At 62.1% G+C, this 24,967-nt stretch carries 23 protein-coding genes; 3 read left to right on the top strand and 20 right to left on the bottom strand.

What is annotated here, in order from left to right:
* Positions 1 to 5: 5 nt before the first annotated feature.
* From accB to tkt, 4 genes are all read right to left on the bottom strand, one after another.
* The gene (accB, locus tag GL286_RS19165; RefSeq protein WP_155097187.1) at positions 6 to 527 is read right to left on the bottom strand and encodes an acetyl-CoA carboxylase biotin carboxyl carrier protein; all 522 of its coding nucleotides are present in this window, start codon (positions 525 to 527) and stop codon (positions 6 to 8) included.
* 105 nt (positions 528 to 632) lie between these two features.
* Complete coding sequence (locus GL286_RS19160) at positions 633 to 1,526, bottom strand: lysophospholipid acyltransferase family protein (protein WP_155097186.1); 894 nt, start codon at positions 1,524 to 1,526, stop codon at positions 633 to 635.
* A gap of 9 nt (positions 1,527 to 1,535) precedes the next feature.
* The gene (locus tag GL286_RS19155) at positions 1,536 to 2,450 is read right to left on the bottom strand and encodes a DMT family transporter (protein WP_155097185.1); all 915 of its coding nucleotides are present in this window, start codon (positions 2,448 to 2,450) and stop codon (positions 1,536 to 1,538) included.
* Positions 2,451 to 2,559: 109 nt separating this feature from the next.
* Positions 2,560 to 4,578: a transketolase gene (gene tkt / locus GL286_RS19150; RefSeq protein ID WP_155097184.1), complete on the bottom strand. Its 2,019-nt coding sequence runs from the start codon at positions 4,576 to 4,578 to the stop codon at positions 2,560 to 2,562.
* A gap of 485 nt (positions 4,579 to 5,063) precedes the next feature.
* On the opposite strand from tkt, the gene GL286_RS19145 reads away from it, so the two are divergent.
* Complete coding sequence (locus GL286_RS19145; protein ID WP_155097183.1) at positions 5,064 to 6,557, top strand: nucleobase:cation symporter-2 family protein; 1,494 nt, start codon at positions 5,064 to 5,066, stop codon at positions 6,555 to 6,557.
* Here GL286_RS19145 and GL286_RS19140 read toward each other — a convergent pair.
* From GL286_RS19140 to GL286_RS19125, 4 genes are read right to left on the bottom strand one after another with little or no spacing between them, the layout of a single operon-like run.
* A complete protein-coding gene (locus GL286_RS19140) occupies positions 6,551 to 7,939 on the bottom strand; it encodes an HlyC/CorC family transporter (RefSeq protein WP_155097182.1) in 1,389 nt (462 codons plus the stop codon). The two genes, GL286_RS19145 and GL286_RS19140, sit on opposite strands and share 7 nt — an antisense overlap.
* Positions 7,936 to 8,913 carry a site-specific tyrosine recombinase XerD gene (locus tag GL286_RS19135; protein ID WP_155097181.1) on the bottom strand — a complete coding sequence of 326 codons (978 nt, stop codon included), beginning with the start codon at positions 8,911 to 8,913 and terminating at the stop codon, positions 7,936 to 7,938. The genes GL286_RS19140 and GL286_RS19135 overlap by 4 nt, the downstream gene beginning before the upstream one ends.
* A gap of 6 nt (positions 8,914 to 8,919) precedes the next feature.
* A complete protein-coding gene (locus GL286_RS19130) occupies positions 8,920 to 10,557 on the bottom strand; it encodes a hypothetical protein (RefSeq protein WP_155097180.1) in 1,638 nt (545 codons plus the stop codon).
* Positions 10,544 to 10,789 (bottom strand): hypothetical protein, encoded by a 246-nt coding sequence (locus tag GL286_RS19125; protein ID WP_155097179.1) that lies wholly within the window; start codon positions 10,787 to 10,789, stop codon positions 10,544 to 10,546. The genes GL286_RS19130 and GL286_RS19125 overlap by 14 nt, the downstream gene beginning before the upstream one ends.
* 122 nt (positions 10,790 to 10,911) lie before the next feature.
* Between GL286_RS19125 and GL286_RS19120 the strand changes: the two genes are divergently transcribed.
* Both GL286_RS19120 and aroB read left to right on the top strand, forming a co-directional pair.
* Entirely contained in the window at positions 10,912 to 11,496 is a 585-nt protein-coding gene (locus GL286_RS19120; protein ID WP_155097178.1) for a shikimate kinase, read from the top strand.
* A complete protein-coding gene (gene aroB / locus GL286_RS19115; protein WP_155097177.1) occupies positions 11,493 to 12,599 on the top strand; it encodes a 3-dehydroquinate synthase in 1,107 nt (368 codons plus the stop codon). The genes GL286_RS19120 and aroB overlap by 4 nt, the downstream gene beginning before the upstream one ends.
* On the opposite strand, the gene mnhG is transcribed toward aroB, so the two are convergent.
* From mnhG to GL286_RS19055, 12 genes are all read right to left on the bottom strand, one after another.
* Positions 12,588 to 13,052 carry a monovalent cation/H(+) antiporter subunit G gene (gene mnhG / locus GL286_RS19110; RefSeq protein ID WP_155097176.1) on the bottom strand — a complete coding sequence of 155 codons (465 nt, stop codon included), beginning with the start codon at positions 13,050 to 13,052 and terminating at the stop codon, positions 12,588 to 12,590. The two genes, aroB and mnhG, sit on opposite strands and share 12 nt — an antisense overlap.
* Positions 13,049 to 13,333 (bottom strand): K+/H+ antiporter subunit F, encoded by a 285-nt coding sequence (locus GL286_RS19105; RefSeq protein WP_155097175.1) that lies wholly within the window; start codon positions 13,331 to 13,333, stop codon positions 13,049 to 13,051. Before GL286_RS19105 ends, mnhG begins: the two co-directional genes overlap by 4 nt.
* Positions 13,330 to 13,818, bottom strand: coding sequence for a Na+/H+ antiporter subunit E (locus tag GL286_RS19100; RefSeq protein ID WP_155097174.1), 489 nt, complete (start codon positions 13,816 to 13,818; stop codon positions 13,330 to 13,332). The genes GL286_RS19105 and GL286_RS19100 overlap by 4 nt, the downstream gene beginning before the upstream one ends.
* Positions 13,815 to 15,527: a monovalent cation/H+ antiporter subunit D gene (locus tag GL286_RS19095; protein WP_155097173.1), complete on the bottom strand. Its 1,713-nt coding sequence runs from the start codon at positions 15,525 to 15,527 to the stop codon at positions 13,815 to 13,817. The genes GL286_RS19100 and GL286_RS19095 overlap by 4 nt, the downstream gene beginning before the upstream one ends.
* The gene (locus GL286_RS19090; RefSeq protein WP_155097172.1) at positions 15,527 to 15,871 is read right to left on the bottom strand and encodes a Na+/H+ antiporter subunit C; all 345 of its coding nucleotides are present in this window, start codon (positions 15,869 to 15,871) and stop codon (positions 15,527 to 15,529) included. The genes GL286_RS19095 and GL286_RS19090 overlap by 1 nt, the downstream gene beginning before the upstream one ends.
* Positions 15,871 to 18,747: a monovalent cation/H+ antiporter subunit A gene (locus GL286_RS19085; protein WP_155097171.1), complete on the bottom strand. Its 2,877-nt coding sequence runs from the start codon at positions 18,745 to 18,747 to the stop codon at positions 15,871 to 15,873. Before GL286_RS19085 ends, GL286_RS19090 begins: the two co-directional genes overlap by 1 nt.
* A gap of 165 nt (positions 18,748 to 18,912) precedes the next feature.
* Positions 18,913 to 20,166 carry a type III PLP-dependent enzyme gene (locus GL286_RS19080; protein WP_246185028.1) on the bottom strand — a complete coding sequence of 418 codons (1,254 nt, stop codon included), beginning with the start codon at positions 20,164 to 20,166 and terminating at the stop codon, positions 18,913 to 18,915.
* The gene (locus GL286_RS19075; RefSeq protein WP_155097170.1) at positions 20,147 to 20,383 is read right to left on the bottom strand and encodes an acyl carrier protein; all 237 of its coding nucleotides are present in this window, start codon (positions 20,381 to 20,383) and stop codon (positions 20,147 to 20,149) included. The genes GL286_RS19080 and GL286_RS19075 overlap by 20 nt, the downstream gene beginning before the upstream one ends.
* Positions 20,384 to 20,401: 18 nt before the next feature.
* Positions 20,402 to 21,976, bottom strand: a complete 1,575-nt coding sequence (locus GL286_RS19070; RefSeq protein ID WP_155097169.1) for an AMP-binding protein — start codon at positions 21,974 to 21,976, stop codon at positions 20,402 to 20,404.
* Positions 21,969 to 22,511: a serine O-acetyltransferase gene (locus GL286_RS19065; RefSeq protein ID WP_155097168.1), complete on the bottom strand. Its 543-nt coding sequence runs from the start codon at positions 22,509 to 22,511 to the stop codon at positions 21,969 to 21,971. The genes GL286_RS19070 and GL286_RS19065 overlap by 8 nt, the downstream gene beginning before the upstream one ends.
* 87 nt (positions 22,512 to 22,598) lie before the next feature.
* A complete protein-coding gene (locus tag GL286_RS19060; RefSeq protein WP_155097167.1) occupies positions 22,599 to 23,654 on the bottom strand; it encodes a glycosyltransferase 61 family protein in 1,056 nt (351 codons plus the stop codon).
* An 84-nt stretch (positions 23,655 to 23,738) separates the two neighbouring features.
* Positions 23,739 to 24,899, bottom strand: a complete 1,161-nt coding sequence (locus GL286_RS19055) for an SGNH/GDSL hydrolase family protein (RefSeq protein WP_155097166.1) — start codon at positions 24,897 to 24,899, stop codon at positions 23,739 to 23,741.
* Between the last annotated feature and the right edge of the window lie 68 nt (positions 24,900 to 24,967).

Genomic DNA, 24,967 nt, shown 5'->3' with positions numbered 1-24,967 from the left:
GGGCCTCACTCGACGACCATCAGGGGGGCGCCGAACTCGACCGGGCTGCCATCATCGACGAGGATGCGCTTGACCGTGCCAGAACGCGGCGAAGGGATGTGGTTCATCGTCTTCATTGCCTCGACGATCATCAGGGTCTCGCCCTCTTTGACCTGCTTGCCGATGGCCACGAAGGGGGCTGCGCCGGGTTCGGCTGCCAGATAGGCCGTGCCGACCATGGGTGAGGTCACGATGCCGGGCAGATTGGCGGGGTCGTCATTTGCTGCGGGGGCCGCCGCAACCGGAGCAGCCGCGGGCGCATTCAACACCGGCGCAGCAATCGGGGCAGGAGCCGCGACGGTCTGGATGACCTGCTTGCCCTGCTTGGACAGGCTGACGGTCAGGCGATCGTTTTCGCTATATTCGCGCTTGACCGAAAGCTCGGTCAGTTCGTTGCGGTTGAGCAGCTCGGCCAGTGCCTGGATGAAGGCCACATCGTCTTGGCTGGTGCGTTCGTCCTGACCTGCGGGTTTCTTGTCGTCGCTCATGCCGTCCTCTGGATATTGTCGTTTGGGATCGCACCTTCGGGCGCGATGGTTGCGCAGCTTATAGCCTGTGCCATGACCCGAGGGAAAGGGTTTCGCCTGATCCCGTCATCGGGTTCGACGTTCTTTCCATCGGCGATGCACCCAGAACCATTGGTCCATATGGGCGCGGACCTGCGCCTCCAGATGGTCGTTCAGGCTTTGCATCATGGTTGCGGGGTCGGAATGGGGGATCGGCTCACCGACCTCGACGCGGAAACTCAGCCCGTCGGGTTGGCGGATGCCCGCGATGGGCAGGATCAGCGCGTCGTAGCGGATCGCCAATTCGGCGGGGGTCAGCACGGTTTTCGTCGGCAGATCGAAGAAGCGCAGGATCGCACCATTGCCGTCGAACTGGTCATAACCAAGCGAGAGCCATCCCCCGCCTTTCAGGAAGCGCAGCATCGCGGCCAGCCCCGAGCGTCCGCGCGGGAACATCGGCTCGGCGATGGCCTGCATTGCGGGGATGTAATGCTGGTTGAAAGCCTCGTTGTTCATCGGGCGGTAAAGCGCGCCGACCGGCCAGCCGCGACCCGTTAGCGCCGCACGCATGGCGTCGTAATTGCCGAAATGCGCGACGGCGAGGATGACCGGACGTCCCGCCGCAGCAGCTTGTTCCAGCGCAGGCAGGCCGGCGCCGCAAAGCGGGTCCGAGGCATGGATGCGGTTGATGAATTCTGCGCCGGAATAGATCTCGGCCAGCGAGCGGCCCGCATTATCGGGGACCGCGCGGGTCAGGTGGCGGATCTCGGCTTCGGTCAGGTCGGGGCGGGCCTTGGCAAGATTCGTGCGGATGCGCTTGCGCCAGCCTGCGACGGGGCCAAGCACATGGGCAAAGAACCAGCCCATCGCGGGGATGCGCCGCTCATAGGGCAGGATCTTGGCCAGCCCCATGATCGCCAGAAATGCACCATTCGCGATGCGATCGCTTAGGGCGACCGTCTCTTCTTCCTTGTCACTCATCCGCTCGTTCTATCCTGCCCGATGCATGGCGCGGGCTTCTCGCATCCACACATATAGGCCGGCGCAGACGATGATCAACGCACCGATGATGGTCCATTTGTCGGGAAGGGTGCCCCAGAACAGCCAACCCCAGAAGCCGGCCCAGATCAGGCCGGTATAACCAAAGGGGGCGATGGCGGCGGCCTCGGCCAGCGCAAAGGCGCGGATCAGCAGCGCCTGCGCCACGGTACCAAAGGCCCCGAGCATCAGGAATACCCACAGATCGCTGGTCTGGATCGGTTGCCAGAAGAACGGCACCGCCAAGGACGACAGCACCGTGCCCACCATGGCCGACCACAGGATCGAAGTCGCTGTCGAATCCTCGCGTGCCAGCCGTGTCAGGATCGCGCCCGCAGCATAGGTGAAGGCCCCGATTAGCGGTAGCACGGCGGCGGGTTGGAAGACGCCCGCGCCGGGGCGGATGATGATCAGCGCGCCGCAAAGCGCAACGCCAATTCCGATGATCCGACGGATGCCGATGCTTTCACCTAGGAAAATCGCGGCGGCCAGCGTGATCAGGACGGGGTTGATGTCCATGATCGCGGTGGCCTCGGCGAGACCGATGAATTGCAACGAGGTGAAGAACAGCCCGACCGAGCCAAGCTGCGTCAGACCACGGAACAGCTGCACCACGGGGCGCTTGGTCACCATCGTGCTGCGCAGACGCGGGGCAAAGATGATGCCGACGATCAGAAGGTTGCTGACAAAGCGCGCCCAGACGATCTGCGCGGGATGGTAACGCTCGGCCAGATGCTTGGCCGATGCATCCATCAACGTGAAGGTAAAGATCGCCAGCAGCAGCAGGACGATCCCCTGCAACTGGGTCGAACGTGCCGCGCTGCCTGCGGGCGCAAGAATCTGCGGGGCAGTGGTGGATTGGCTCATCTGGGAACTCCCTCGCGGGGGTTATGCCTGTATGGAAGCCCAAGGTCCATGCCCGCAAATGCAGATGGCCGCGCTATAAGCGCGGCCATCAAGTTCATGTGATCGGGTCTTAGCCCAGCAGTTTGCGGGCCAGCGCGACGGTGTCCTCGGCGGTGATGCCGAATTCCTTGTACAGCGTCGGAGCCGGAGCCGAAGCGCCGAAATCGGCCATGCCGATGAAGCCCGATTTCTCCTCGCGGCCACGCTCGCCCAGCAGCAGCCATTCCCACGGCTGGCGCACGGCGGCTTCGATCGCGACGCGGACGGTGCCAGCGGGCAGGACCGAGGCGCGGTAGTCCACGTCCTGATCGCGGAACAACTCCATCGACGGAACCGAGACGACGCGGGTCGGGATGCCTTCTGCCTCCAGCGCCTCGCGGGCGGCGACGGCGATCTCGACCTCGGAGCCCGTGGCCATCAGCACGACCTTGGGCTCGGCCGAAGCTTCGCGCAGGACATAAGCGCCCTTGGCGGTCAGGTTCTCGCCAGCAGTCTCACGCAGCGTCGGCAGGTTCTGACGCGACAGCGCGAGGATCGAGGGGGTCTCTTGCTCGGTCAGCGCGATTTCCCAAGCCTCGGCGGTTTCCACCACGTCGCAGGGACGGAAGGTCAGCGTGTTCGGCGTCGCGCGGCAGATCGCCAGATGCTCGACCGGCTGGTGGGTCGGGCCGTCTTCGCCCAGACCGATCGAGTCGTGCGTCATGACATAGACGACCGGCAGCCCCATCAACGCCGACAGACGCATCGCGCCACGGGCATAGTCGGTGAAGCACATGAAGGTGCCGCCATAGGGGCGGAAGCCGCCATGCAGCCAGATGCCGTTCATCGCCGCCGCCATGCCGTGTTCGCGGATGCCGTAATGGATGTAGCGGCCGGTGCGGTTCTCGGGCGAGAAGATGCCCAGATCCTTGGTCTTGGTGTTGTTCGAGCCGGTCAGGTCGGCCGAGCCGCCCAGCGTTTCCGGCAGGACCGGGTTCACGGCCTCCAGCACCATTTCGCTGGCCTTGCGGGTCGCGACCTTGGGCTTGTTGGCAATGGCGGCTTCCTTGACCGAGGCAATTGCGGCGGCCAGTTTCTCGCTGCCCTCGCCCGAGATGCGGCGGGCGAATTCGTCGCGGTTTGCGCTCGCGTCAACACGGGTCGCCCATTCCATGCGAGCGGTCTTGCCGCGCGAGCCGATGGCGCGCCAGTCGGCCAGAATGTCCTCGGGGATGACGAAGGCGTCGTGCTCCCAGCCGTAAGCGGCGCGGGTCGCGGCGATTTCCTCGGCACCCAGCGGCGAGCCATGCGCGCCCGAGCTGTCCTGTTTCTTCGGCGCGCCATAGCCGATGATGGTTTTGCACGAGACCAGAACCGGACGGTCGTCAACGCCGCTGGCAGCATCGGTCAGGGCGCGGTCGATATCCGCCGCATCATGACCGTCGCAGGCCAGAACACGCCAGCCCGAGGCCTCGAAGCGCTTCAGCTGGTCGGTGTTGTCCGACAGCGAGACGCGGCCGTCGATGGTGATGTCGTTATTGTCCCACAGGACGATCAGGTTTTTCAGCTTCTGGTGACCGGCAAGGCCGATTGCCTCTTGGCTGATACCCTCCATCAGGCAGCCGTCACCGGCGATGACCCAGGTCTTGTGGCTGCACAGGTCGGCGCCGTATTGCGCACGCATCGATTCTTCGGCGATAGCGAAGCCGACGGCGGTGGCGATGCCCTGACCCAGCGGGCCGGTCGTCGTCTCGACGCCCTCGACATGGCCATATTCCGGATGGCCTGCGGTGATCGCGCCCCACTGGCGGAAGTTCTTGATCTGCTCAAGCGACATCTGCTCGTAGCCGGTCAGGTGCAGCAGCGAATAGATCAGCATCGAGCCGTGGCCCGCCGACAGCACGAAGCGGTCGCGGTCGAACCAGTTCGGGGCCGAGGCGTCGAATTTCAGGTGATTGCGGAACAGGACGGTGGCGACATCGGCCATGCCCATCGGCATGCCGGGATGGCCGGAATTCGCAGCCTCGACGGCGTCCATCGACAGGGCGCGGATGGCTGCGGCAAGACGCCAGTGATCGGGATTTGCCTTGCGGCGGTCAGCGATGTCCATTGTGGATTTCCGTGCTGTGGATGCGGGCGAGGCCCTGATATTCAGGCGGCGGCAATGTTGCAACCCGAGACTGCCAGAATGACTAAAACCCCGACGTATCGAAGGATCGCGGGGTAAAACGGGATGATTGCTCGTCCCGCGTTCGGTCGGCAGCTTCAAAACTCAGGGTAACAGGTTAATATTGCCTGATTTTTATGCGCGTCAGGGGGAGGGTGAACCGGTCCCGTCGGCGTTACTGCCCGCCGAGGTTGGCGTTTTCTTCCGGCATCCGCAAGCCTGCACGGCAAAAATATCCGGATGGGCAGGCTGATGACAGCGATCCGGTGACCATCGCACCATGCCCTGCGGACAGGGCTTTGGCACTGTGCCTTCGAATGCGGCGCGTCTGGTCAGTGGTGTTTGCCCTGACACAAAATCGTTGCTTTGTCGCGGTTTCGGTCCGTTACTTGAAAAATGCGACAATCCGTTTTTGCACGGGAGACATCATGGCAAAGACCGCACCGAATGCGGTGGACCCGGTGGACGAGATTCTACCGCCGCTGCGCCTGACGACACTTGGACTTCAACATGTGCTGGTCATGTATGCGGGGGCGGTCGCCGTGCCGCTGATCGTGGGCCGTGCGCTGAAACTCTCGCCCGAGGACGTGGCTTTCCTGATCTCGGCGGACCTGTTCTGCTGCGGTATTGCGACGATCATCCAGTCGCTGGGCGCGACGCGCTGGTTCGGCATCCAGCTTCCGGTGATGATGGGCGTAACTTTCGCCTCGGTCGGGCCGATGGTGGCGATGGCGGGGGCCTATCCGGGGCAGGACGGCGCGCGGATGATCTTTGGCGCGATCATCGGTGCGGGCATCATTGCCATGCTGATCGCGCCTTTTGTCGGGCGGATGCTGAAATTCTTTCCGCCGCTGGTGACCGGCACGATCATTCTGGTCATCGGCGTCACCCTGATGCGGATCGGGATCAACTGGATCTTTGGCAATCCCGTGGGGCCGACCGCGCCCAAGGTGGTCGATCCGGTGGTGTCGGGCTGGCTGAACCAGTTGAAGGACATGGCCGGAACCGGCGCAGTTCCGGCGCTGCCGCAGGGCTTTGCCCCCGCGGCCAGCATGCAGAACCCGCTGTATGCCAAGCCGCTGAACGTCGGCATCTCGGCGGTGGTGCTTGTGGCGATCCTGATGATCGCGCGTTTCGGCAAGGGTTTCGTCGCCAATATCGCGGTTCTGCTGGGCATGCTGATCGGGGCGGCGCTGACCATCCTTCTGGGCCAGATGAGCTTTGCCAAGGTCGCCGAGGCGTCATGGTTCGGGCTGGTCACGCCCTTTCATTTCGGGATGCCGATCTTTGATCCGGTGATGATCCTGACCATGGTTCTGGTGATGATCGTCGTGATGATCGAGTCGACTGGCATGTTTCTTGCCTTGGGCGAAATGACCGGGCGCGAGGTCACGCAAGAGCGTCTGACCGCAGGCTTGCGCACCGATGGACTGGGCACGCTGATCGGCGGGATCTTCAACACCTTCCCCTATACGTCGTTCAGCCAGAACGTCGGTCTTGTCGGCGTCACGGGCATCAAAAGTCGCTATATCTGTGTCGCGGGGGGCGTGATCCTGATCCTGTTCGGGCTGATCCCCAAGATGGGCGCGGCGGTGGAATCGCTGCCGACCTCGGTTCTGGGCGGGGCGGGGCTGGTGATGTTCGGGATGGTCGCGGCGACCGGCATCCGCATTCTGTCGAACGTGGATTTCGCCACCAATCGCAACAACCTGTTCGTCGTCGCGGTGTCCTTGGGCTTCGGGATGATCCCGCTGATCGCGCCCGACTTCAAGCAATGGATGCCGCATGCCATCCATCCACTGATTGAATCCGGCATCCTGTTGGCGACGATTTCAGCGGTGGTGCTGAACGCGTTCTTCAACGGCACCCAAGGCGCATCCGTCGAGGACGCCAAGCGCGCCGCCAGCATGGCCGATCACTGATCGGCATGAACCTCGCTGGGCGGGACCGTCTCGCCCAGCGGCCTGATCCTGATGCGGGTGATGCGGTTCTCGCGGCGGCTGACGACTTCGAAGCGGTAACCGTGGAACGAAAAGACCTGACCCGCCGTCGGGATGGATTGCGACATGTGGATCACAAGACCGGCGATGGTGTTGGCTTCGTCATCGGGCAGGGTCCAGTCCAGCGCCCGGTTCAGGTCGCGGATGGTCATCGCGCCATCGACCAGATAATCGCCCGTTTCATTCGGAACCAGCGTCTGGGCCGCGTCGGTATCGTGTTCGTCGGTGATCTCGCCGACGATTTCCTCAAGAATATCCTCAAGCGTGATCAGGCCGCGCAGGCTGCCATATTCGTCGACCACCAGCGCGAAATGGGTGCGGCGGTCCAGAAATTCGCGCATCTGTTCGTCCAAAGGCGTCGTCTCGGGCACGAAATAAGGCGGCATCGCGACGCTGAGGACGTCGAACGCCTCCAGGCCCTCATCACCCGATTCGCGCACGATCCGGCTGACACCGCGCAGTAGATCCTTGGCATGGATGACGCCGACGACGTTCTCGCGTTCGTTGCGATAGACGGGCAGCCGGGTATGCGGACTTTGCAAGACGCGGTCGATGATCTCTTGCGGCGGCAGATCGGCGTCGATCATTTCGATACGCGAGCGGTGCAGCATGATCTCTTCGACCGAGCGGTCGCCAAGGTCCAGCGCGCCCAGCAGAAGGTCGCGTTCCTCTTTCTGGACGGTGCCGCTGGAATGGCCGATGGCCAACGCACCGGCGATTTCTTCTTGCACCGAGAAGACGTGATCGCCGCTGTTCGAACGGACGCCGAAGATCGCCAGAATGGCCCGCACGATCAGCCGGACAATGGTGACGACCGGCGAGATGATGACCGTGAGCGCACGGATCGGGCGGGCGACGCGGCTGGCCATGTCCTCGGGGGCGAGGATGGCGTAGGTTTTCGGCAAGACCTCGGAAAAGATCAGCACCAGAAACGTCATCACCAATGTCGCCAGTGCCACCCCGCCCGAGCCCAGCAATCGGGTGAACAGAGCCGTGGCAAGACTGGCCGACAGGATGTTGACGACGTTATTGCCCAGAAGGATCGAGCCGATCAGCCTTTCGCTATCCTCGGTCACGTCAAGCGCGGCCCTTGCCCCGCTATCGCCGCGATCCGCCCGCGCACGCAATTTGGCGCGGCTGGAGGCGGTCAGCGCGGTTTCCGAGCCCGAGAAGAACGCCGACATCGCCAGCAGCACGACAATTGCCCCTACGGTAAGCCAGAAGGCGGCATCCAACGCGGATGCGCCTGTGGTGGCTAAATCGGTTTCGGCAACGGCAGCGGCGGCCTCTAGCGGCGCGATCATTCTTCGGTATCCTCTTTGCGTCGGCGGGTTGCCAGCGGATGGTGTTTCAGCACCAGATCGCGCATCCGCGCGTCCAGCACATGGGTGTAAATCTCGGTCGTGCCCAGATCGGCATGGCCCAGCAACATCTGGATCGCCCGCAGATCGGCCCCGCCTTCCAGCAGGTGGGTGGCAAAGGCATGGCGGATCACATGCGGAGAAACGCGCGCCGGATCTATACCGGCGGCGATGGCCAACTGGTTCAGCAAGCTGTTCATTGCCTGACGGGTCATGTGTCCCTCGCGGCTGGGCGCGGGAAACAGCCAACGCCCGCCACGTCCTTCGACCAGCTTGCCAAGCGGCGTGTCTGCGGGGGCGTCGTCCCTGATCCGTAGCCATGCCGAAAGCGCGTGTCGGGCCGGTTCGTTCAGGGGAACCATCCGCTCGACTCCGCCTTTGCCGCGGATCAGAAGTACGGCAGGGTTGCCGCGACATGCCGTCACCGGCAAGGCAACCAACTCGCTGACGCGCATTCCGGTGGCGTAGATCAACTCCATCAAGGCAAGGTTCCGTGCCCGCTCGATGCCATTGCGGCCAATCTGCGGCAATGCATCCAGAAGGGCCTGCACCTCGGCGCGGTCGAGGGTCTTGGGCAGTCGTTGGGCCCGACCCGGTCCCGCGATACGGCCAGCGGGATCGTCGTCCCGCCAGCCTTCTTCAAGCGCGAAACGGGTCAGTTGCCGGATGGCCGACAGCCGCCTTGCCCGCGTCGAGCGTGACAGACCCTGTGCATTGCAATAGCCCAGATAATCCTCGATCGCCTCGCGACTGACGGCAAGCAATGTCAATTTGCGCGTGCCCAGCCATTCGCTGAAATCCTTCAGATCCCGGCCATAGGCCAGCAACGTATTCTGCGCCGAACCGGCCTCGGCGGCCTGTGCGTCCAGAAAAGCCGAGATCCGGCGCCAGTCGTTGGCTCTGTCGGGATCAGGCATGGCCGCTTATGGACTCGTGGCCAATGCGCCCGGCGTCGAGCCTATCACCGGAGCCAGCATCAGTTCGATGGCCGCTTGGCGGGCAATCTCGCCCTGATCAAGCTCTCGCAAAACCCGCAGCCCATGTGCGGCACGGGTCAGGTCTCCGTCCAGGCCGGCATCCGTATCCGCGATGGCCAGCAGCATCGCTTCGCCTTGCTTCTTTTCATTGATCAATTGCGTCGCGACCGGAGGCAGATCCGCGTCGGCACGGAATGCCGTGATCAGGCGTTCGGCACGGTCAGAGCCTTGTCCGGCGGGCGGCTTGGCATCGGCCAATCCGCTGGCAAAGTCGAGCAGCCAAAGATCGAAAGGTTGGGCGTCGGGTGCGGTATCCTGCATGGCCTGCCACTGGCCCGCCTCGACGGTCAGCCACAAGCTGATCTGACCCGCGCGACCCTCGAGCGGCAGTGACGCGCTTCGCGCCCCCACCATATCGGCGAATGCCGACCCAAGGCCCGCTGCGACCATCAGATCGAAGGCTTTCGGCAGATATTCCTGCACGGCTGCCGTGTCGCGGCTTGTCAGCACAGCGTCCAGCCGCTGGATCGCATCGGCGCGGTCCCAAACCCCGCCCGAGGCGGCAGGGCGCTGCTCGAGATAGATCTGGCGCAGTTGCGAGGCCGGAATGGCTCCGGCGCGGGCAAGCCGTTCGGCGGCATCAAGGCGCGATTTCCAACCGCCGTTCTGGTCCAGATCCGAAAGCGAGAAGGCGAGCGGAAGATTGGCGGCGGGTAGGGGCTGTCCGATCGCGTCATGCAGACGCAGATCTAGCGGGGTCACGACCTCGGGAGGGTCAAGCATGACGGTCGAATCGGAATAGCCGTCATCAAGATACTGGGCCAGCAGCTGCGCCATCCGCGGGTCGATCAGGCCGGATGTCTCGGCTCCGTGAAAGACCAGCGCAGCAGCCGACCAGTCGCCGCCAAGCGCCAGACAAAAGATGCGGGCGGGAAAACTGGGTGCGACGCCGGGGGTAAGATCCATGATCTCGCAGGCATGGGCCTCGTCGCCGGACAAAAGGGCGATGTCGAACAGACGGCGGAAGCGCGCGGGATCGGCGGGACCGGCTGTCTTGATCAGTTCCTTGGCCGCTCCGGTCGCACCCATATCAAGCAGCTTGTCGACACGGGCCAGAAACAGTTGCCCCTCACCGCCCGAAGGGGTCGAGGGGGCGGCAAGCTGGGCGGCAAGGATACGGCGTTGCAACCGGCGAAGCGCTGGAAGACGGGCATCCGATGACCGGATGAGATGCGCGATTGTCAGGGCGTCGCTCGCGCCCCACAGATTCTCAGGCAGGCCTGCCGCATGGGCCGACACCGAGCCCTTGCTGTCAGGATTGCTTTCGCCAAGCCGCGTGACGCCAACCGGTTCGACAGCGCCGCTTTTCGCGACGTCCTTGCGATTGCGCGATTTCAGTTCTGGCGGACGGGCGTCTCCGGGACGCCATGCCGAAATATTGTCCGGCTGCTGGATGCTGCCGGAAAGCCAGTCACTTGCCGAAAGCGGCGGCCGGGCCGAAGCCGGGCCGGACGCCAGCAAAAGACCGGCCAGCAGGACAGTCAACGCCGGGGTGGCGCGATGGCCGCGATCAGTCCAGATCATCTTGCTCCGTGCTGGCTGGCTCCTCGGGTGTCGCTGGTGCGGCCGCAGGGGCGGAATCAGGGGCCGTTTGCCCGATGACGGGCGCAGGCTGGCTCGGCTCGCTACCCAGATCCAGTTCGACCGGAAGGCGCGTTTCGCGCGGGGCGGCACTCATGTCGCCGAAATAGGCATAGCCGGTCAGACCGCCCAACAGCAGAATCACCAGTGCCAGCGCAACCCACAATAGCCTCATTGCCCGTCCTTTCCGCCTTTCCGGCGTATTTCGTGGCCGGTCTGATGCCGGCTCGGTGGAATATATATGGCATTTCCCGAAAGATCACGCCATTGAGTGCCTCCATATCTCTTGCTCGGACCATGAGGAATGTGGTTGCGGGAAAAAAGTTCGAGGCATTCGAGGGGTTAATGCGGCGTAACATCGTGCTGGTCGGGATGATGGGGGCGGGTAAGACCGCCATCGGAGCCGAGCTTTCTCGGCGGTTGGGTCGGCCCTTTTGGGATACCGATGCCGAAATCGAACGCGCGGCCGCCATGACGATACCGGAAATCTTCTCTCGCGACGGAGAGGCGTTCTTCCGTGCCCGCGAATCTGAGGTGCTGTCGCGTGTGCTGGCAAGCGGGGACAGCATCGTCTCGACCGGTGGCGGCGCGTGGACCCGCGAATCGAACCGCGAACGTGTCACCAGGAACGGCATTTCCGTCTGGCTCGATTGCGATATCGATACGTTGTGGCACCGCGTTCGTGCGCGCCCGACCCGACCGCTTTTGCAGACCGCCGAGCCGCGTCAGACGCTGGAACGGTTGATGGCCGAGCGTCGTCCCGTGTACGCGCTGGCCGATATCCATATCGAGACCAATATGGGCGACACGGTCGAGCAGACGACCGATCAGGTGATTGCCGCCATCGAAACCCTGAAGCCGATGATTCTGGAGCCGAAATGACCATCGAAACCGTTCATGTCGATCTTGGAGATCGCGCCTATGATGTGCGTATCGGGCGGGGCCTTCTGTACCGTGCGGGAACCGAGATCGCAGCTCTGTTCGGTCGTCGGCGCGTCGCCATCCTGACCGACGAGAACGTCGCGGCACTGCATCTGGCCAGTTTGCAGCAATCATTGGCGGCGACGGGCATCGAGGCTTCGGCATTGGTCCTGCCTGCGGGCGAAGCGACCAAATGCTGGGCAGAACTGGGGCATGCGGTCGAGTGGCTGATCTCGCAGCGCATCGAGCGGAAGGATCTGGTTGTCGCGCTAGGAGGAGGCGTGATCGGCGATCTGGCCGGTTTTGCCGCTGCAATTCTGCGCCGTGGTGTGCGCTTTGTGCAGATACCGACTTCGCTTCTGGCGCAGGTCGATAGCTCGGTCGGTGGCAAGACCGGGATCAACAGCCCTCAGGGCAAGAACCTGATCGGATCGTTCCATCAGCCCGGCCTCGTGTTGGCCGATATCGACGTGCTTGGCACGCTTGAGCCGCGCGATTTCCGCGCCGGTTATGGCGAGGTCGCCAAATACGGCCTGCTTGGTGACGAGAACTTCTTCGACTGGCTGGAAAAGGCAGGACCACAACTGGCCTCGGACCCGATGGCCCTGCAACGTGCGGTGCGTCATTCGGTCGAGATGAAAGCCGGTATCGTGCAACGTGACGAGACCGAGCAGGGTGAGCGGGCACTTTTGAACCTTGGCCACACTTTCGGTCACGTTCTGGAATCCGTGACCGGCTATTCGGACCGCCTGCTCCATGGCGAGGGCGTGGCCATCGGCTGCACGCTGGCCTTCGATCTTTCCGCGCGTATGGGGCTATGCAGTCAGGAAGCGCCTTCGCGGGTCGCGGCGCATTTCGCGGCGATGGGGCTGCCTTCGCGCATATCCGACATCGCGGGCGAGATTCCCGACAACGAGACCCTGATCGCGATGATGGGGCAGGACAAGAAAGTTCAGGATGGCAAGCTGCGCTTCATTCTGGCCCGTGGCATCGGGGACGCCTTTGTCACCGACGCCGTTGACCGCGACCGCCTGCACGAGGTTCTGGCAGCCTCACGGCTCTGATTCCGGCTGGTCCTTGGTCGAGGACAGCAGTCCCTTGTCCAGCCGGCCCTCGCCATAGTTCGACAGATCGCGCAGCGGTTGGGCCGGGGCTTCGGAGGGGGTAACGCGCGGCGGCACGATCTCGTCATGCCCGAGTTTCGCATCGCGGTCGCGGCGCAGCGCCGCGCGCCCGAGCATCAACAGGCTGATCGGCGTGGTGATCAGCATGAAGATCCCGATGATCAGTTCATGGATGACGGGACGTTCTTCGAGCAGCGAAAACATCGCCATCGAGCCGATGATGATGAGCAGCGTGCCGTAGCTATAGGACAGCGTCGGCGCGTGCAGCCGCTGATAGAAGCTTTTCAGCCGGAGCAGTCCGACGCTGCCAAGCAGTGCCAAGGACGATCCCAACACGACGAAAACGGCGATGACGATTGCGGCAACCGGTGGAAGATCGGACAGGTGGTTCATTCGATCACCTCGCCGCGCATCAGGAATTTCGCCGCGCATACGGTTGTGACGAAGCCCAATACTGCGATCACCAGCGCGCCTTCGAAAAAGAAGACATTGCCGTTGCCCATGCCGATCAGCAGGAACAGCAACATGGCATTGATATACATCGTGTCGATGGCCAGCACCCTGTCCTGCGCCCTTGGTCCGCGTAAGACGCGCCAACTGGTCAGGCCGATCGCCAACACCATCGCGATTTGCGCATAGCTCAAAGCATATTCGAGGATCAGTTGCGCGCTCATTCGAAGATCTCCAGAAGCAGACGCTCGTAGCGGTCGCGGATCAGGGATTGCCAGTCATCCTCGCTGCGCAGATCGAAGACATGCAGCAGGACACGACCGGTGGGTTGGTCGTATTCCAGCCACGCGGTCCCGGGCGTTGCGGTCATGATGATCGCCAACAGCGCCAATCCGTTCGGATCGCGCAGGGTCAGTTCGACCTCGACAAAGCCGGAATGGAAGCTCGGATGGTTCGGGCCCAGCAGCAGAACCCGCGCGACCGAGATGTTCGATTTCAGGATGTCCCATGCAACGATTCCCATCAGCATCGGGATGGCGGTCCAACGCCGGATACGCGGTCTGGGCGGGTGCAACCGTTCGACCGTCCAGCCTGCCAACAGTGCGATCAGCGTTCCGAGGATCAGATGACCCATCGAGAAACGGGTCAGGATCAACCACATCAGGACCAGCGCGAGCGAAAGCAGGGGGTGGGGAACCAGCCGTGTCATTTCGTGCCCTCCGGCGGTTCATAGGGGGCGTGGTTCTGCGGCGGCGAGGAATCGACACGCTTGGCATCCTCGAGCACGCTTTTGCGGTAAACCGAGGGGTCAAGCAAGGTGATCGCCGTGTCACGGGTATAGTTCAGCACCGCATCGGCGCGGATGGTCAGCAGCAGGATCATGCCGAGCAACAGCAAAACCGGAGCGACTTCCAGTGCAAGGATGCGCGGAGAGGGGCCTGCCTCGGCCCAGAAGCGCCGGATGCCGAAGCGCAGCAGGGCGATAAGCGCGCCAAGCCCCGACAGGATCAGCATCGCGGTATAGATCCACAGCATGACAGGAAGCTGTCCCGACAGGGCGATATTGCCCTCGACCGCACCGCGCAGAATGGCGAATTTGCCGATGAAGCCCGGCATGGGCGGCAGGCCAGCAAGCATCGCCGCGATCAAGGAAAAGCAGACCGCCATGGTCAGCCACGACACCGTGCGGGTGCTGGCGGGGCTGGGGGTGTCCTCGACAGTATCCAAACCCATCGGAGTCCAGTCCCAGCGCTCGGCATCGGCTCCGGTCGTGCTTTCCTCGGGGGCGGATTGGTCATCGCTGCCCTGATCGTCGCGGGTGACCGGCTCGGCGATCAGGAAAAAGGCCGAAACCGCGGCGGTCGAGCCGATCAGGTAGTAAAGCGCGCCGCTAAGGATTTCAGGCCCGCCGCCAGCCTGAGCAAAGCCAACCGCAGTCAGCACCGTTCCCGAGGAAATGATCGCCAGATAGCCGCCCTTGCGGGTCAGGTCCGGCGTGCCAAGGATGCCGATCATGCCGAATGCCATGGTCAGGATGCCGCCGATCATCAGAACCGGAGCGCCAAATCCCGCCGAATCCCCTGCTTGCGGTCCAAGGATCAGCAGCGAGAGCCGCAGAATGACGTAGACGCCGACCTTGGTCATGATCGCCATGATCGCCGCCGCAGGTGGCGAGGCCGAGGCATAGGTGGGCGGCAGCCAGAAGCACAGCGGCCAGATCGCCGCCTTGGCCAGAAATGCCACGCCCAGAAAGCCCGCAGCCGCATGGAACAGCAGCCTTTGCGCATCGTTCAGCGTGGCAAGCTGGGCCGCGATATGGGCCATGTTCAGCGTGCCGGTCGTGCCATAGACCAAGGCCACACCGATCAGGAAAAACAGCGATGCCGCAAGGTTGACAGCGATATATTGCAAGCCCGCCTTGACCCGATCCGGACCCGACCCATGCAGCATCAAGCCGTATGAGGCGGCCAGCATGACCTCGAAAAAGACGAATAGGTTGAACAGATCTCCGGTCAGGAACGAACCGTTCACACCTGCCAGCAGGAACTGGAACATGCTGTGATAGTGCTGCCCTTTGCCGTGCCAGCCTGCGGCGGCATAGATCAGGGACGGTCCGGCCAGCAATGCGGTCAGCATCACCATCATGGCCGACAGGCGGTCGAGCACCAGAACGATACCAACCGGAACCGGCCAGTTTCCCAGCAAGTAAAGCTGGACGGCGGAATCGCCCTGCTCGGTCAGGCTTTTCGCGTCCTGCATCAGCTCGACCGAACTGAAGAACATCAGCGCAATCGAGACGATGCCCATCACCAGCTTGGTCTGGCGGTTGCGGTCATTGTAGAACAGCATGATCGCGCCCGCGATGAACGGGATCAGGATCGGGGCGATGATCATGTGGTGAGGCAAGGGATCGGGCATCACTGCTCGCGCTCCTTCCCATCAACATGGTCGGTGCCGGTGATCCCGCGCGAGGCGATCATCACCACCAGAAACAGTGCCGTGGTGGCGAAGCTGATGACGATGGCCGTCAGCACCAAGGCTTGTGGCAGGGGATCGGCATAGGCCGAGGGATCGACGAAACCGCCCTTGGACATGATCGGTGCGGCACCGACATACAGCCGTCCCATCGAGAAGATGAACAGGTTGACCCCGTAAGCCAGAAGACAAAGCCCGATGATCACCTGAAACGAGCGCGGGCGCATCAGCAGCCAGACACCCGAGCCGGTCAGAACGCCAATCGCGAGGGCGAGTATCAGTTCCATCAGTTCGGCTCCTCGGGGTCGGCGGACCTAACGCGTGGCGAGACGCGCAGCGATTGGTGGGCAATCGCGATCAACATCAGGACAATTGCACCCACGACCAGCGAGAACACTCCGACATCGAACAGCATCGCAGTCGAGGCAGGGACTTTCCCGACCAGCGGCAGGTCCAGATATTGGTAATGCGTGGTCAGGAACGGCGCGCCGAAGATCCACGAGCCAAGACCGACTGCAGCCGCGATCAGCAGACCGGCCCCCATCCAGCGCACGGGCAGGATCGTCAGGCGCGCTTCGATCCAGCGGACATTCGAGGCGACATATTGCAGCAACAGGCCAAGCGCGAATGTGACGCCAGCGGCAAAGCCTCCGCCTGGCAGATCGTGGCCCCGGAAGAACAGGTAGGCGGCCAAGGCAATGATCGGAGCAAATAGCCATTGCATCAGGATCGCGGGGATAAAGAGATAGGCTTCCAATGCCTGCTCTTCGGCCTCGACCTGAGGGCGGGGGCGTTCGACGCTTTCGGGAGCCGGACGGAAACGGCGCAGCAGGCCGTAAACGGTCAGGCCCACGATCGCGAGGACCGAGATTTCCCCGAACGTATCGAAGGCGCGGAAATCGACCAGAATGACGTTCACCACATTGGTGCCGCCGCCCTCGACATAGGAATGGCGCAGGAACCAGTCTCCGATCGAGTTGCCGGGCTTGGTCAGCAGGATCGCCAGCGCGATCGCCGTCATACCCAAGCCGCAGGTCACCGCGATCAGCAGGTCGCGCAGACGGCGGAACCGCGAGGTCAGGTTGTTGTCACCAGGAATTTCGACATTCCGTTTGGGAAGCCAGCGCAGGCCCAGCAGCAGAAGTGCAGTCGTCGCGATCTCGACCAGAAGCTGGGTCACGGCCAGATCAGGAGCCGAAAGCCAGACGAAAGTCGTGCAGGTGACCAGCCCCGCGCCACCCATCAGGATCAGCGCCGCGAAACGGTGGTACTTGGCCTGCCATGCTGCCGCGAGCGCGCAGCCGCCGCCGATCAGCCAAAGCAGCGCAAAAACAAGTTCGCGCGAGTTGATTTCGGGCAGGGGAATGTTCCAGTCCAGCGGACCCAACGCAAAATACGCAGCGGCCATGCCAATCAGAACCATGACGCGCAACTGCGCCTGCAGGCCGGGGGCGCTGGTCAGTTTCAGTGCCTGACGGGGCAGGCGAACGGTCAGGAATTGCAGGGCGGTCTCGAAGGCCCGACCGAAATCCAGCGCGCGGGTGATCCGTAGACCTTCCTCGCCCTGGTCGATCCAGCGGCGCGGCACAAGATAGATCAGGATGCCAAGGCTGGTGGCGATCAGGCTCATGATCAGGGCCGGGTTGACGCCATGCCAGATCTTGAGGCTGAAATGCGGCAGGTCGGGGCCAAGGATCGCCATGGCCGCGCTTTCCAGCCAACCTCCCAACAAAGCCTGAGGTGCGATACCGATGCCAAGGCAGGCCGCGACCAGAAGCATGACGGGAAGGCGCATCAGCGCAGGCGGTTCATGCGGCGCATGGGGCAGGTCGGTGGCCGCCGGACCGAAAAAGACGGCGACGATGAAGCGTAGCGAATAGGCTGCGCTTAGCGCGCCCGCGATAACCGCGACATAGGGCGCGGCATTGTCCAGCGGGCTGCCGTTGTTCCAGACATAGGTCGCCTCGAAGAACATTTCCTTGGATAGAAAACCGTTCAGCAGCGGGACTCCGGCCATTGCGGCCGAAGCGATGATCGCCAGCGTCGCCGTAACGGGCATGGCACGGGCCAGTCCGGATAGTCGGCGCATGTCGCGGGTGCCGGTCTCGTGGTCGATGATCCCCGCGGCCATGAACAGCGAGGCCTTGAAGACCGCGTGGTTCACGATGTGGAATACCGCCGCAATCACTGCCATCGGTGTTCCGATTCCCGCCAGAGCGGTGATCAGGCCCAGATGGCTGATCGTCGAATAGGCGAGCAGCCCCTTGAGGTCATGTTTGAACAGCGCGACGAACGCGCCCATTAGCATGGTGATCAGACCCGCTCCGGTGACCAGTTGGAACCACGCATCCGTGCCGCCAAGCGCGGGTTGGAAGCGCAGCAGCAGAAAGACTCCCGCCTTCACCATCGTCGCCGAGTGCAGGTAGGACGACACCGGCGTCGGCGCGGCCATGGCGTTGGGCAGCCAGAAGTGGAACGGGAACTGCGCCGATTTGGTAAATGCGCCCAGCAGGAACAGCACCAGAACGACCGGATAAAGCCGGTGGCTGGTGATCGTCGGGCCTGCCGTCAGTACATCCTCGAGTTGATAGCTGCCGACGATCTGGCCCAGCAGGATCATCGCGACCATCAGGCAAAGCCCGCCCGAGGCCGTTACGACAAAGGCCATCCGTGCGCCGTCGCGGGCGTCCTGACGTTGATACCAGTAGCCGATCAGCAGGAATGAAACGATGCTGGTCAGTTCCCAGAACACCACCAGCATGATGATGTTTCCCGACAGAAGCAGCCCCGACATCGCTCCGGCAAAGGCCAGAAGGCAGGAATAGAGCCGCGGCACGGGGTCGTCGGGGGCCATGTAATAGCGCGCGTAAAGCAGGACCAGCATTCCGATCCCAGCCACAAGGACCATGAACAGCCACGCAAACCCGTCGATGCGGAACGTCAGATCCAGACCGATGCTGCTGGCCCATTCGACCTTGCCGATGATCCGACCGCCCTCGGCGACCGAGGGGTAAAGGACCGCAAGAACCCCAAGCGCGACAACCATGGTCAGTCCCGCCAACCAGGTTTCGGCGTTGCGCGATCCGACAGGCAATGTCGCCGCCAAAGCGGCCGAAATGAATGGCGTCAGAACAAGCAAAAGCAACAGGTTCTGTTCGACCATCGGTTCCTACTCATTCCTGGATTGGTCCCATCATAATGGGCCAATGCCGGGGAGTACAACCGAAGCAAGACAAAAAACTTGGATTTTCTGACCCGTGCTCACTCGTTTTTTATCGCGTTAGCAAGGGGATTCATGCCAAAGTTTGTAAAATCGAAAAATCGCCTGTCAGTCACCGCGGAACTGTGAGATGTCTTGCAGCTGGCCGCCCGTCACCAGCACCTCAACGGGCAAAGGATGGCTGATGAAGTGGATCGGACTGGCGGTCGGGCCATATGCTCCGGCGGCGTGCACTGCCAAAAGGTCGCCTTCCTCCAGTTGCGGCAGCGACACGCCGCTTCCCAGTTTGTCGATCGAGGTACATAGCGGGCCGCTGATGTCGTGCTTCTCATGCGGCGGGTCGACCGCGTCCACGATTGCGACCCGATGCATGACATAGTTGCGCCGGATAACCATGCCGAAATTGCCCGAAGCGGCCAGATTGGCATTCAGTCCGCCATCGCAAATCGCGATCCGCGTGCCGCGCGATTGTTTGACCGATACGACGCGGGTCACGAAGTAGCCAGCTGGCGCGACAAGGTAACGCCCAAGTTCCAGCACAAATCGCGTTTTCGCGAAACGCGGTATGGCCCGGAAGGCGTCAAGTTCGGGTCCGATTTCGTCGGTGATCTCAGCTAGATCAAGCGGCGTCTCGCCCGGATGATAGGGAATCCCCAGCCCCGAGCCGAAAACCAGCTTTTCAGGAGAAAGGTCCAGATCATCGCAGATCGCGCCAAACGTCGCGATGAAGATCCGCCAGTTTTCACTGATGGCTTGCGGCTTGAGGCATTGCGTCCCCGAATAGATGTGCAGCCCGATGATGCGAAGGTTCGGCATGGCCGCGATCCGGGGCAGGGCATCGCCCGCATCCTCGACGTCGATGCCGAACGGGCTGGGCCGACCCGCCATCTGGTCCCCGAAGCCTTTGGGGACGCGGTCGGGGGCGATACGGATCAATACCGGTTGCACGCATCCAAGTTCGGCGGCGATTTCATTGGCGAGCCGCGCTTCGCGCAGGCTTTCGATGACAAGTTCGCCCAAGCCCGCGGCGATGGCGGGACGAAGTTCATCCTCGCGCTTGGCTGGTCCGGTGAAGCTGATCCGCGCATGTTCCCATCCGGCCTGCTGGCTAAGTGCAAATTCCCCACCCGACGAGATGTCCAGATAATCCAGCCGGTCCCGCATCCAACCCAACAATGCGGGGTTTGGGTTGCTTTTGACCGCAAAGCTGACCGCGAACCAAGGGGCAAAGGCGGCGCGTAGTGCAGCGAGCCGTGCCTCGATGACGTCGGTAAAATAGACATAGGACGGCGTGCCGAAGCGGGTTGCCGCCTCGGTCAGGGCCAGATCGGGGTCAAAGCCCTCAACCAAGGGTGGTGGCAAATGCTGCAATCCGGTCTACCGTATCGAAATTTTCCAGCGTCACGTCTCCGGGCTGAACAACAGCGCCCGTCTGCTCTTCGATGAAGGTGATCAGGCCGACCATCGAGACCGAGTCCAGAAGTCCGCTCGAGAAAAGCTCGGTATCGCCATCAATCGCCTCCTCAATACTTTGTTCGTCGCGGAGATAGTCTATCAACTGGCTTTTCGTCAGACTCATGGGTTTCAGTCTCTTGGTTCAGATTTGGGCAGTTGCGGCCTTGGCTGCAGCGATGACGGTCGGTCTGTCCAGCTTGCCGCTTGCGGTGCGCGGCATCAAGCCATCCCAGGCATGGATGCGATGTGGGCGCATGTAATTCGGCATGGCGCGGGTGCAATGTTGGATAAGCGCGTCCTCGCTGGCTTCTGGAAGGTAGGTAACGACAGCATGGACGGCCTGTCCAAGAGCCGCGTGTTCGACGCCGTATGCGACGACATCGGTGACGAGACCGCTGCGGCAAAGCGCATCCTCGACCTCGGTCGGGGACAGCCGGAAGCCCGATGTCTTGATCATTTCATCCATGCGGCTGACGAACCACAAGTCGCCATCCTCATCGACCCGCACCAGATCGCCGGAATAGACCACCGGAGCGTCGCCAATCAGATGGCGCAGTTCGGGGCAGGGCCGGATCTTCTGGGCGGTGATTTCGGGGCGCTCCCAATATCCCATGCTGACCAAGGGCCCGGCATGGACCAGTTCGCCCTGCTCTCCGGCAGCCGCGATCCCCTGACCGTGCTTGATCGCAAAGACCTGCGCATTCGGGATCTGCTGTCCGATCGAACCCATTTTCGCGGCGAAGCGCGATGGCGGTAGATAGGTCGAGCGAAAAGCCTCGGTCAGGCCATACATCAGGAAGATATCTACATCGGGGAAAACCGTGGGCAGCAGTTCCAGAATATTCGGAGGAATCTTGCCGCCGGTATTGGTGATCCGACGCAGCGCGGGCAGTTCGATCGGATTGTCGTCAAGATACCGGACGATCTCGTTCCAAAGCGGAGGCACGCCAGCGATGCCCGTTACATTCTCGGCCCGCGCCATGCGGATGATTTCTGCGGGCATGGTGACCGGCTGATGGACGATTGTTCCGCCTTTCAGCAGCATCGTGGTCAATTGGTTCAGGCCAGCGTCGAAGCTATAGGGCAGCACCGACAGCAGTTTGTCATCCTGCGTCAGGCGCAAGTATTGCGCAACCGAGATGGCACCGACGCGGATGTTGCGATGGCTCAGCATCACTCCTTTGGGCTGTCCGGTCGAGCCCGAGGTGTAAATGATCATCGCAAGCTGGTACGGGTCGGGCTGATGGGGCATTGCTCCGCTGTCCGAAGGCAGCGAGGCCCAAGGGTCCGCAGCAACATCCAAGCCGTCCGTCCTGCCCTGAACCAGATAGGCCATTCCCTCGGGCAGGTGATCTTCCGGAGACAGGCCGGTCAGGGCGGATCGGGCCAGAATCGCGGCCTTGGCACGGCAATCCCCTGCGACATAGCTCAGCTGATGACCGGTCCAACGGCTGTTCACGTTGACGACGACCGCGCCCATCTTCCATGCGCCCAGCATCGCCACGGCTTCGTCGATGCTTTTGCGCAGATGCACGATCACCCGGTCGCCGGGCTGGATGCCTTGCGACACCAGCCAGTCCGCGACCCGTCCGGCCTCGGCTGCCATCTCGGTGTAGGTAATGCGGCGGTCCCGATCTATCGCCGCCAGTTTATCGCTTCGCGCCGGAAGATTATCGGCCAGAAGCTGCCACATGCTGCCATCAAAGACTTCAACCATTCCCGGCCTTTTTCTTCATTTGGGCGAGGTTCGGCAGGCTCGGGTAAATTTTGGCAGGTGAGCCAACGACCACCGAATCCGACGGAACATCTGTGGTCACCGCAGTGTTCGGACCGATCCGGACCCGGTCGCCGATGGTGATCGGACCAAGTATGGCCGAGTTCACGCCGATAAAGACATCATCGCCGATGATCGGTGCCCTGCCGCGCATATTGGTTCCGATTGTCACGTTATGCATGACACCGCAGCGATCCCCGATGATCACCTCGGGATGTAGCGAAAGCGAGCCTTCGGCGTGGATGATATGGAAATCCTTGCCCAACTGCACCTGAGGCGGAATCCACACCTTGGTCACGTTCAGAATGAATATCTTGCAAAGGCCGTAGAGTTTATTCGCGAACCAACGCCCGACTGGGTTCTTCAATCCGATTGCCCAATTCCCCCAGCGATACACCGCCAGAGATACAAATGCAGGCTCTGTGATCGAACTGCCGTGGCGGATGTAATCGCCCCGAATGTCGTCGAACAATGTCATGGCGTCACATAATGTTGAGCGGAAATTGAACTCATTTGAACATGATTGCGTCAGCGCGAAGCAAGCTCAACCTGTACATTCAGACCATTATTTGGTTGCCGCATGGTAAATGAGTTCAACCGTGCGGCTCAACTCATCCGGATCGACACGAAAAAGGCGGGTTTCGCCTTCGCCGATCAACATCGCGAACCGCTGTTGCCATCGATCCGTCAGAAGCTTCATTGCGGTGGTTGCACGGTCCGGTGGCTGGATCGTCAACAATGTCCCGCCCGGAGGCATGGCGACAATACCATGGTTCAATTGGCTTCCCTCGACTCCGGCGACGATTCGGGCATTTGCGCAGGCCGCAATCAACTCATCGACGCTGTGTTTCTCGGCTTGCATGATGCGGAAGCCGAAATCACGCTCCAGTCGGGTGGCCAGCTCCATCTCGTTTTCAAGAATACGCAGGTCGCCGGTCCGGCCGCGGAGCAGGAAGACACCCGAACGATCCTCTGCGGCGATTTGCGTCAAAAGATCATCCCGCATCTGCTGCGCGCGGCGCATTCTGCCGGAATTGTTCGCATGATCGTCAAAAAGCACCAGTTCATCGAAATGGGCATCGGTGACCCGCCGAGGCGCCATTCCCAGCAGTTCCTCGTAGCGGGGGACATGGCCGCCTCGCTCTGGCGTCGTGGTCGCCGGAGAGCTGCCGGATGTCTCAGCAAGGCGATAGGTCAGGCAATCATCCGTCAACCAGTTTCCGAACCAGCGGTTTCCGATCCAGGTTTCGTAGAACGAGGCCTTCCCGAGATCCTTGATGCTGCCAAGCAGTGTCTTGTAGCGCCTTTGCCTGAGATGAAGCGTCACGCCGCGCGCGTAAACCACGCCGTCAACGATATCGACGTCGGGAATACGAAATCCCTTGGTCGGGCTGATCCTTTCGGCGGGATTGCCCGCCAAGGACTGCATCAGAAGCGGCATCGTGGTGAACTCGGCCTGTCTGATCCGCTCGGCCTGCCCGGGCAGGATGATGACCGGAGGAACCGGCAGCGTTTCGGCGGGATCGATCTCCCACTGGTCGGATGCCGCGTCGGCAATGTTGCTGCTGCCCAAGCCGATGAGCTTGCCGATGCTGTAGGTCAAGGGACGCAACGAGACCATCGAGAACAACCTTACCCGAGATCAAAAATCTCAACGCATCGTCATACTAGTTCACTTGCGCTTCGTGAAAGCGGTAGTTGGATACTACATGAGGCCCGAAACTGCTGCCAATAATTGCTTGGCGATCAATTCATGGTCCAAGGCGGACGGATGCCATAGGCAGGCATTGCGCTGAAGCTTGGGCAGGGTCACCAGAACCGCCCTTGCGCCGTCCGATTTCAGGGCCGATTCAGCCCGAAGATATGGCATGACCAGCGGATCGCCATATTCGCCGAATGCCAGCAGAACTTGCAGCGCACCCGGATTCTCGCGGACACGATCCCGCAGGAAGCCGATCAGGGCCGTGCCGAAATCCCGACTGAGCGTGTCCTTGTCTGACCATTGCTCGTTGTCGGTAAAGCTGGAGCCGAAGTCGTTCGAGCCCAGGGCCGTCACGACAATGTCCGCCTTGCGATCCGCCAACCGCGTCGCGGATGGCTCGCTGGGTAGCGCCAAGGGATAGCGCGTCGTCATCGTCGCTTGCGGCGACACCCCTTCATAGTTCCGCACCAGACCAATGCCCGAACGCGCCACCATGCGGAAATCCGCGTCCAGCGCATGAGCGACCTGAGGGCCGAAGCTGCGACTGGTATCGGTCGCGGAAAAGACCTCTTCCTCGGTGCAATCACGGCGCAAGGCGGTGTTGGCGAAGCCGACCGTGTCCGAATCGCCGATGAACTCGATCAGTTTCGGTCGTGCGTCCGGAGCGGGCAGTGCCTGCGATCCCTCATCGACGAAAATGCCGCCGAAGCTTGTGGGCATCGAGGATTCGCTGATTTTCTCGACGCGGATGTGATGTTCGCCCTCGGGCATGCCGCGAATGCGAAGGTCATTCACGCCCGGTCGGGACAGTTCGATCACCGAGGTATGCCCGTCGTCGATCTGAATGCGCCAGCGGTTCACGGTATCTGCGAACCGCACGGTGACCATAGTGCCGTGGAAGCGCGCCTCGGCGTGAAAGCCGGGCCATTCCTGCATGAGCGCGCCCTTTGCCCCGCCCGACGCACGCCCAGTCACCAGCGCAGGTACGGGTGTCAGACCTTGCTGCAAGGGCACCAGATCGGTGAAAACCAAAGCCTTGCCTTGGCCTGTCTCGGACGCAAGCTGTGGTACGGGAACATGCGGCCTTGCAGGTTCGGGCCATGACCAGAACAGCAGTGCAGCGACCGCGGGGAAGACGATGGTCAGAACGGCCAACTCTTTCATCAACACTGAGGTGCTCGATCTCTGCTAAGCCCCGATCCGTAAGATGATGAGTGAAACGGTTGGCAACC

Source organism: Paracoccus aestuariivivens (genome assembly GCF_009711225.1).
Lineage (GTDB): Bacteria > Pseudomonadota > Alphaproteobacteria > Rhodobacterales > Rhodobacteraceae > Paracoccus > Paracoccus aestuariivivens.
Note: the sequence above shows the minus strand (reverse complement) of the source record. Positions and strands in the feature narration are given on the sequence as shown.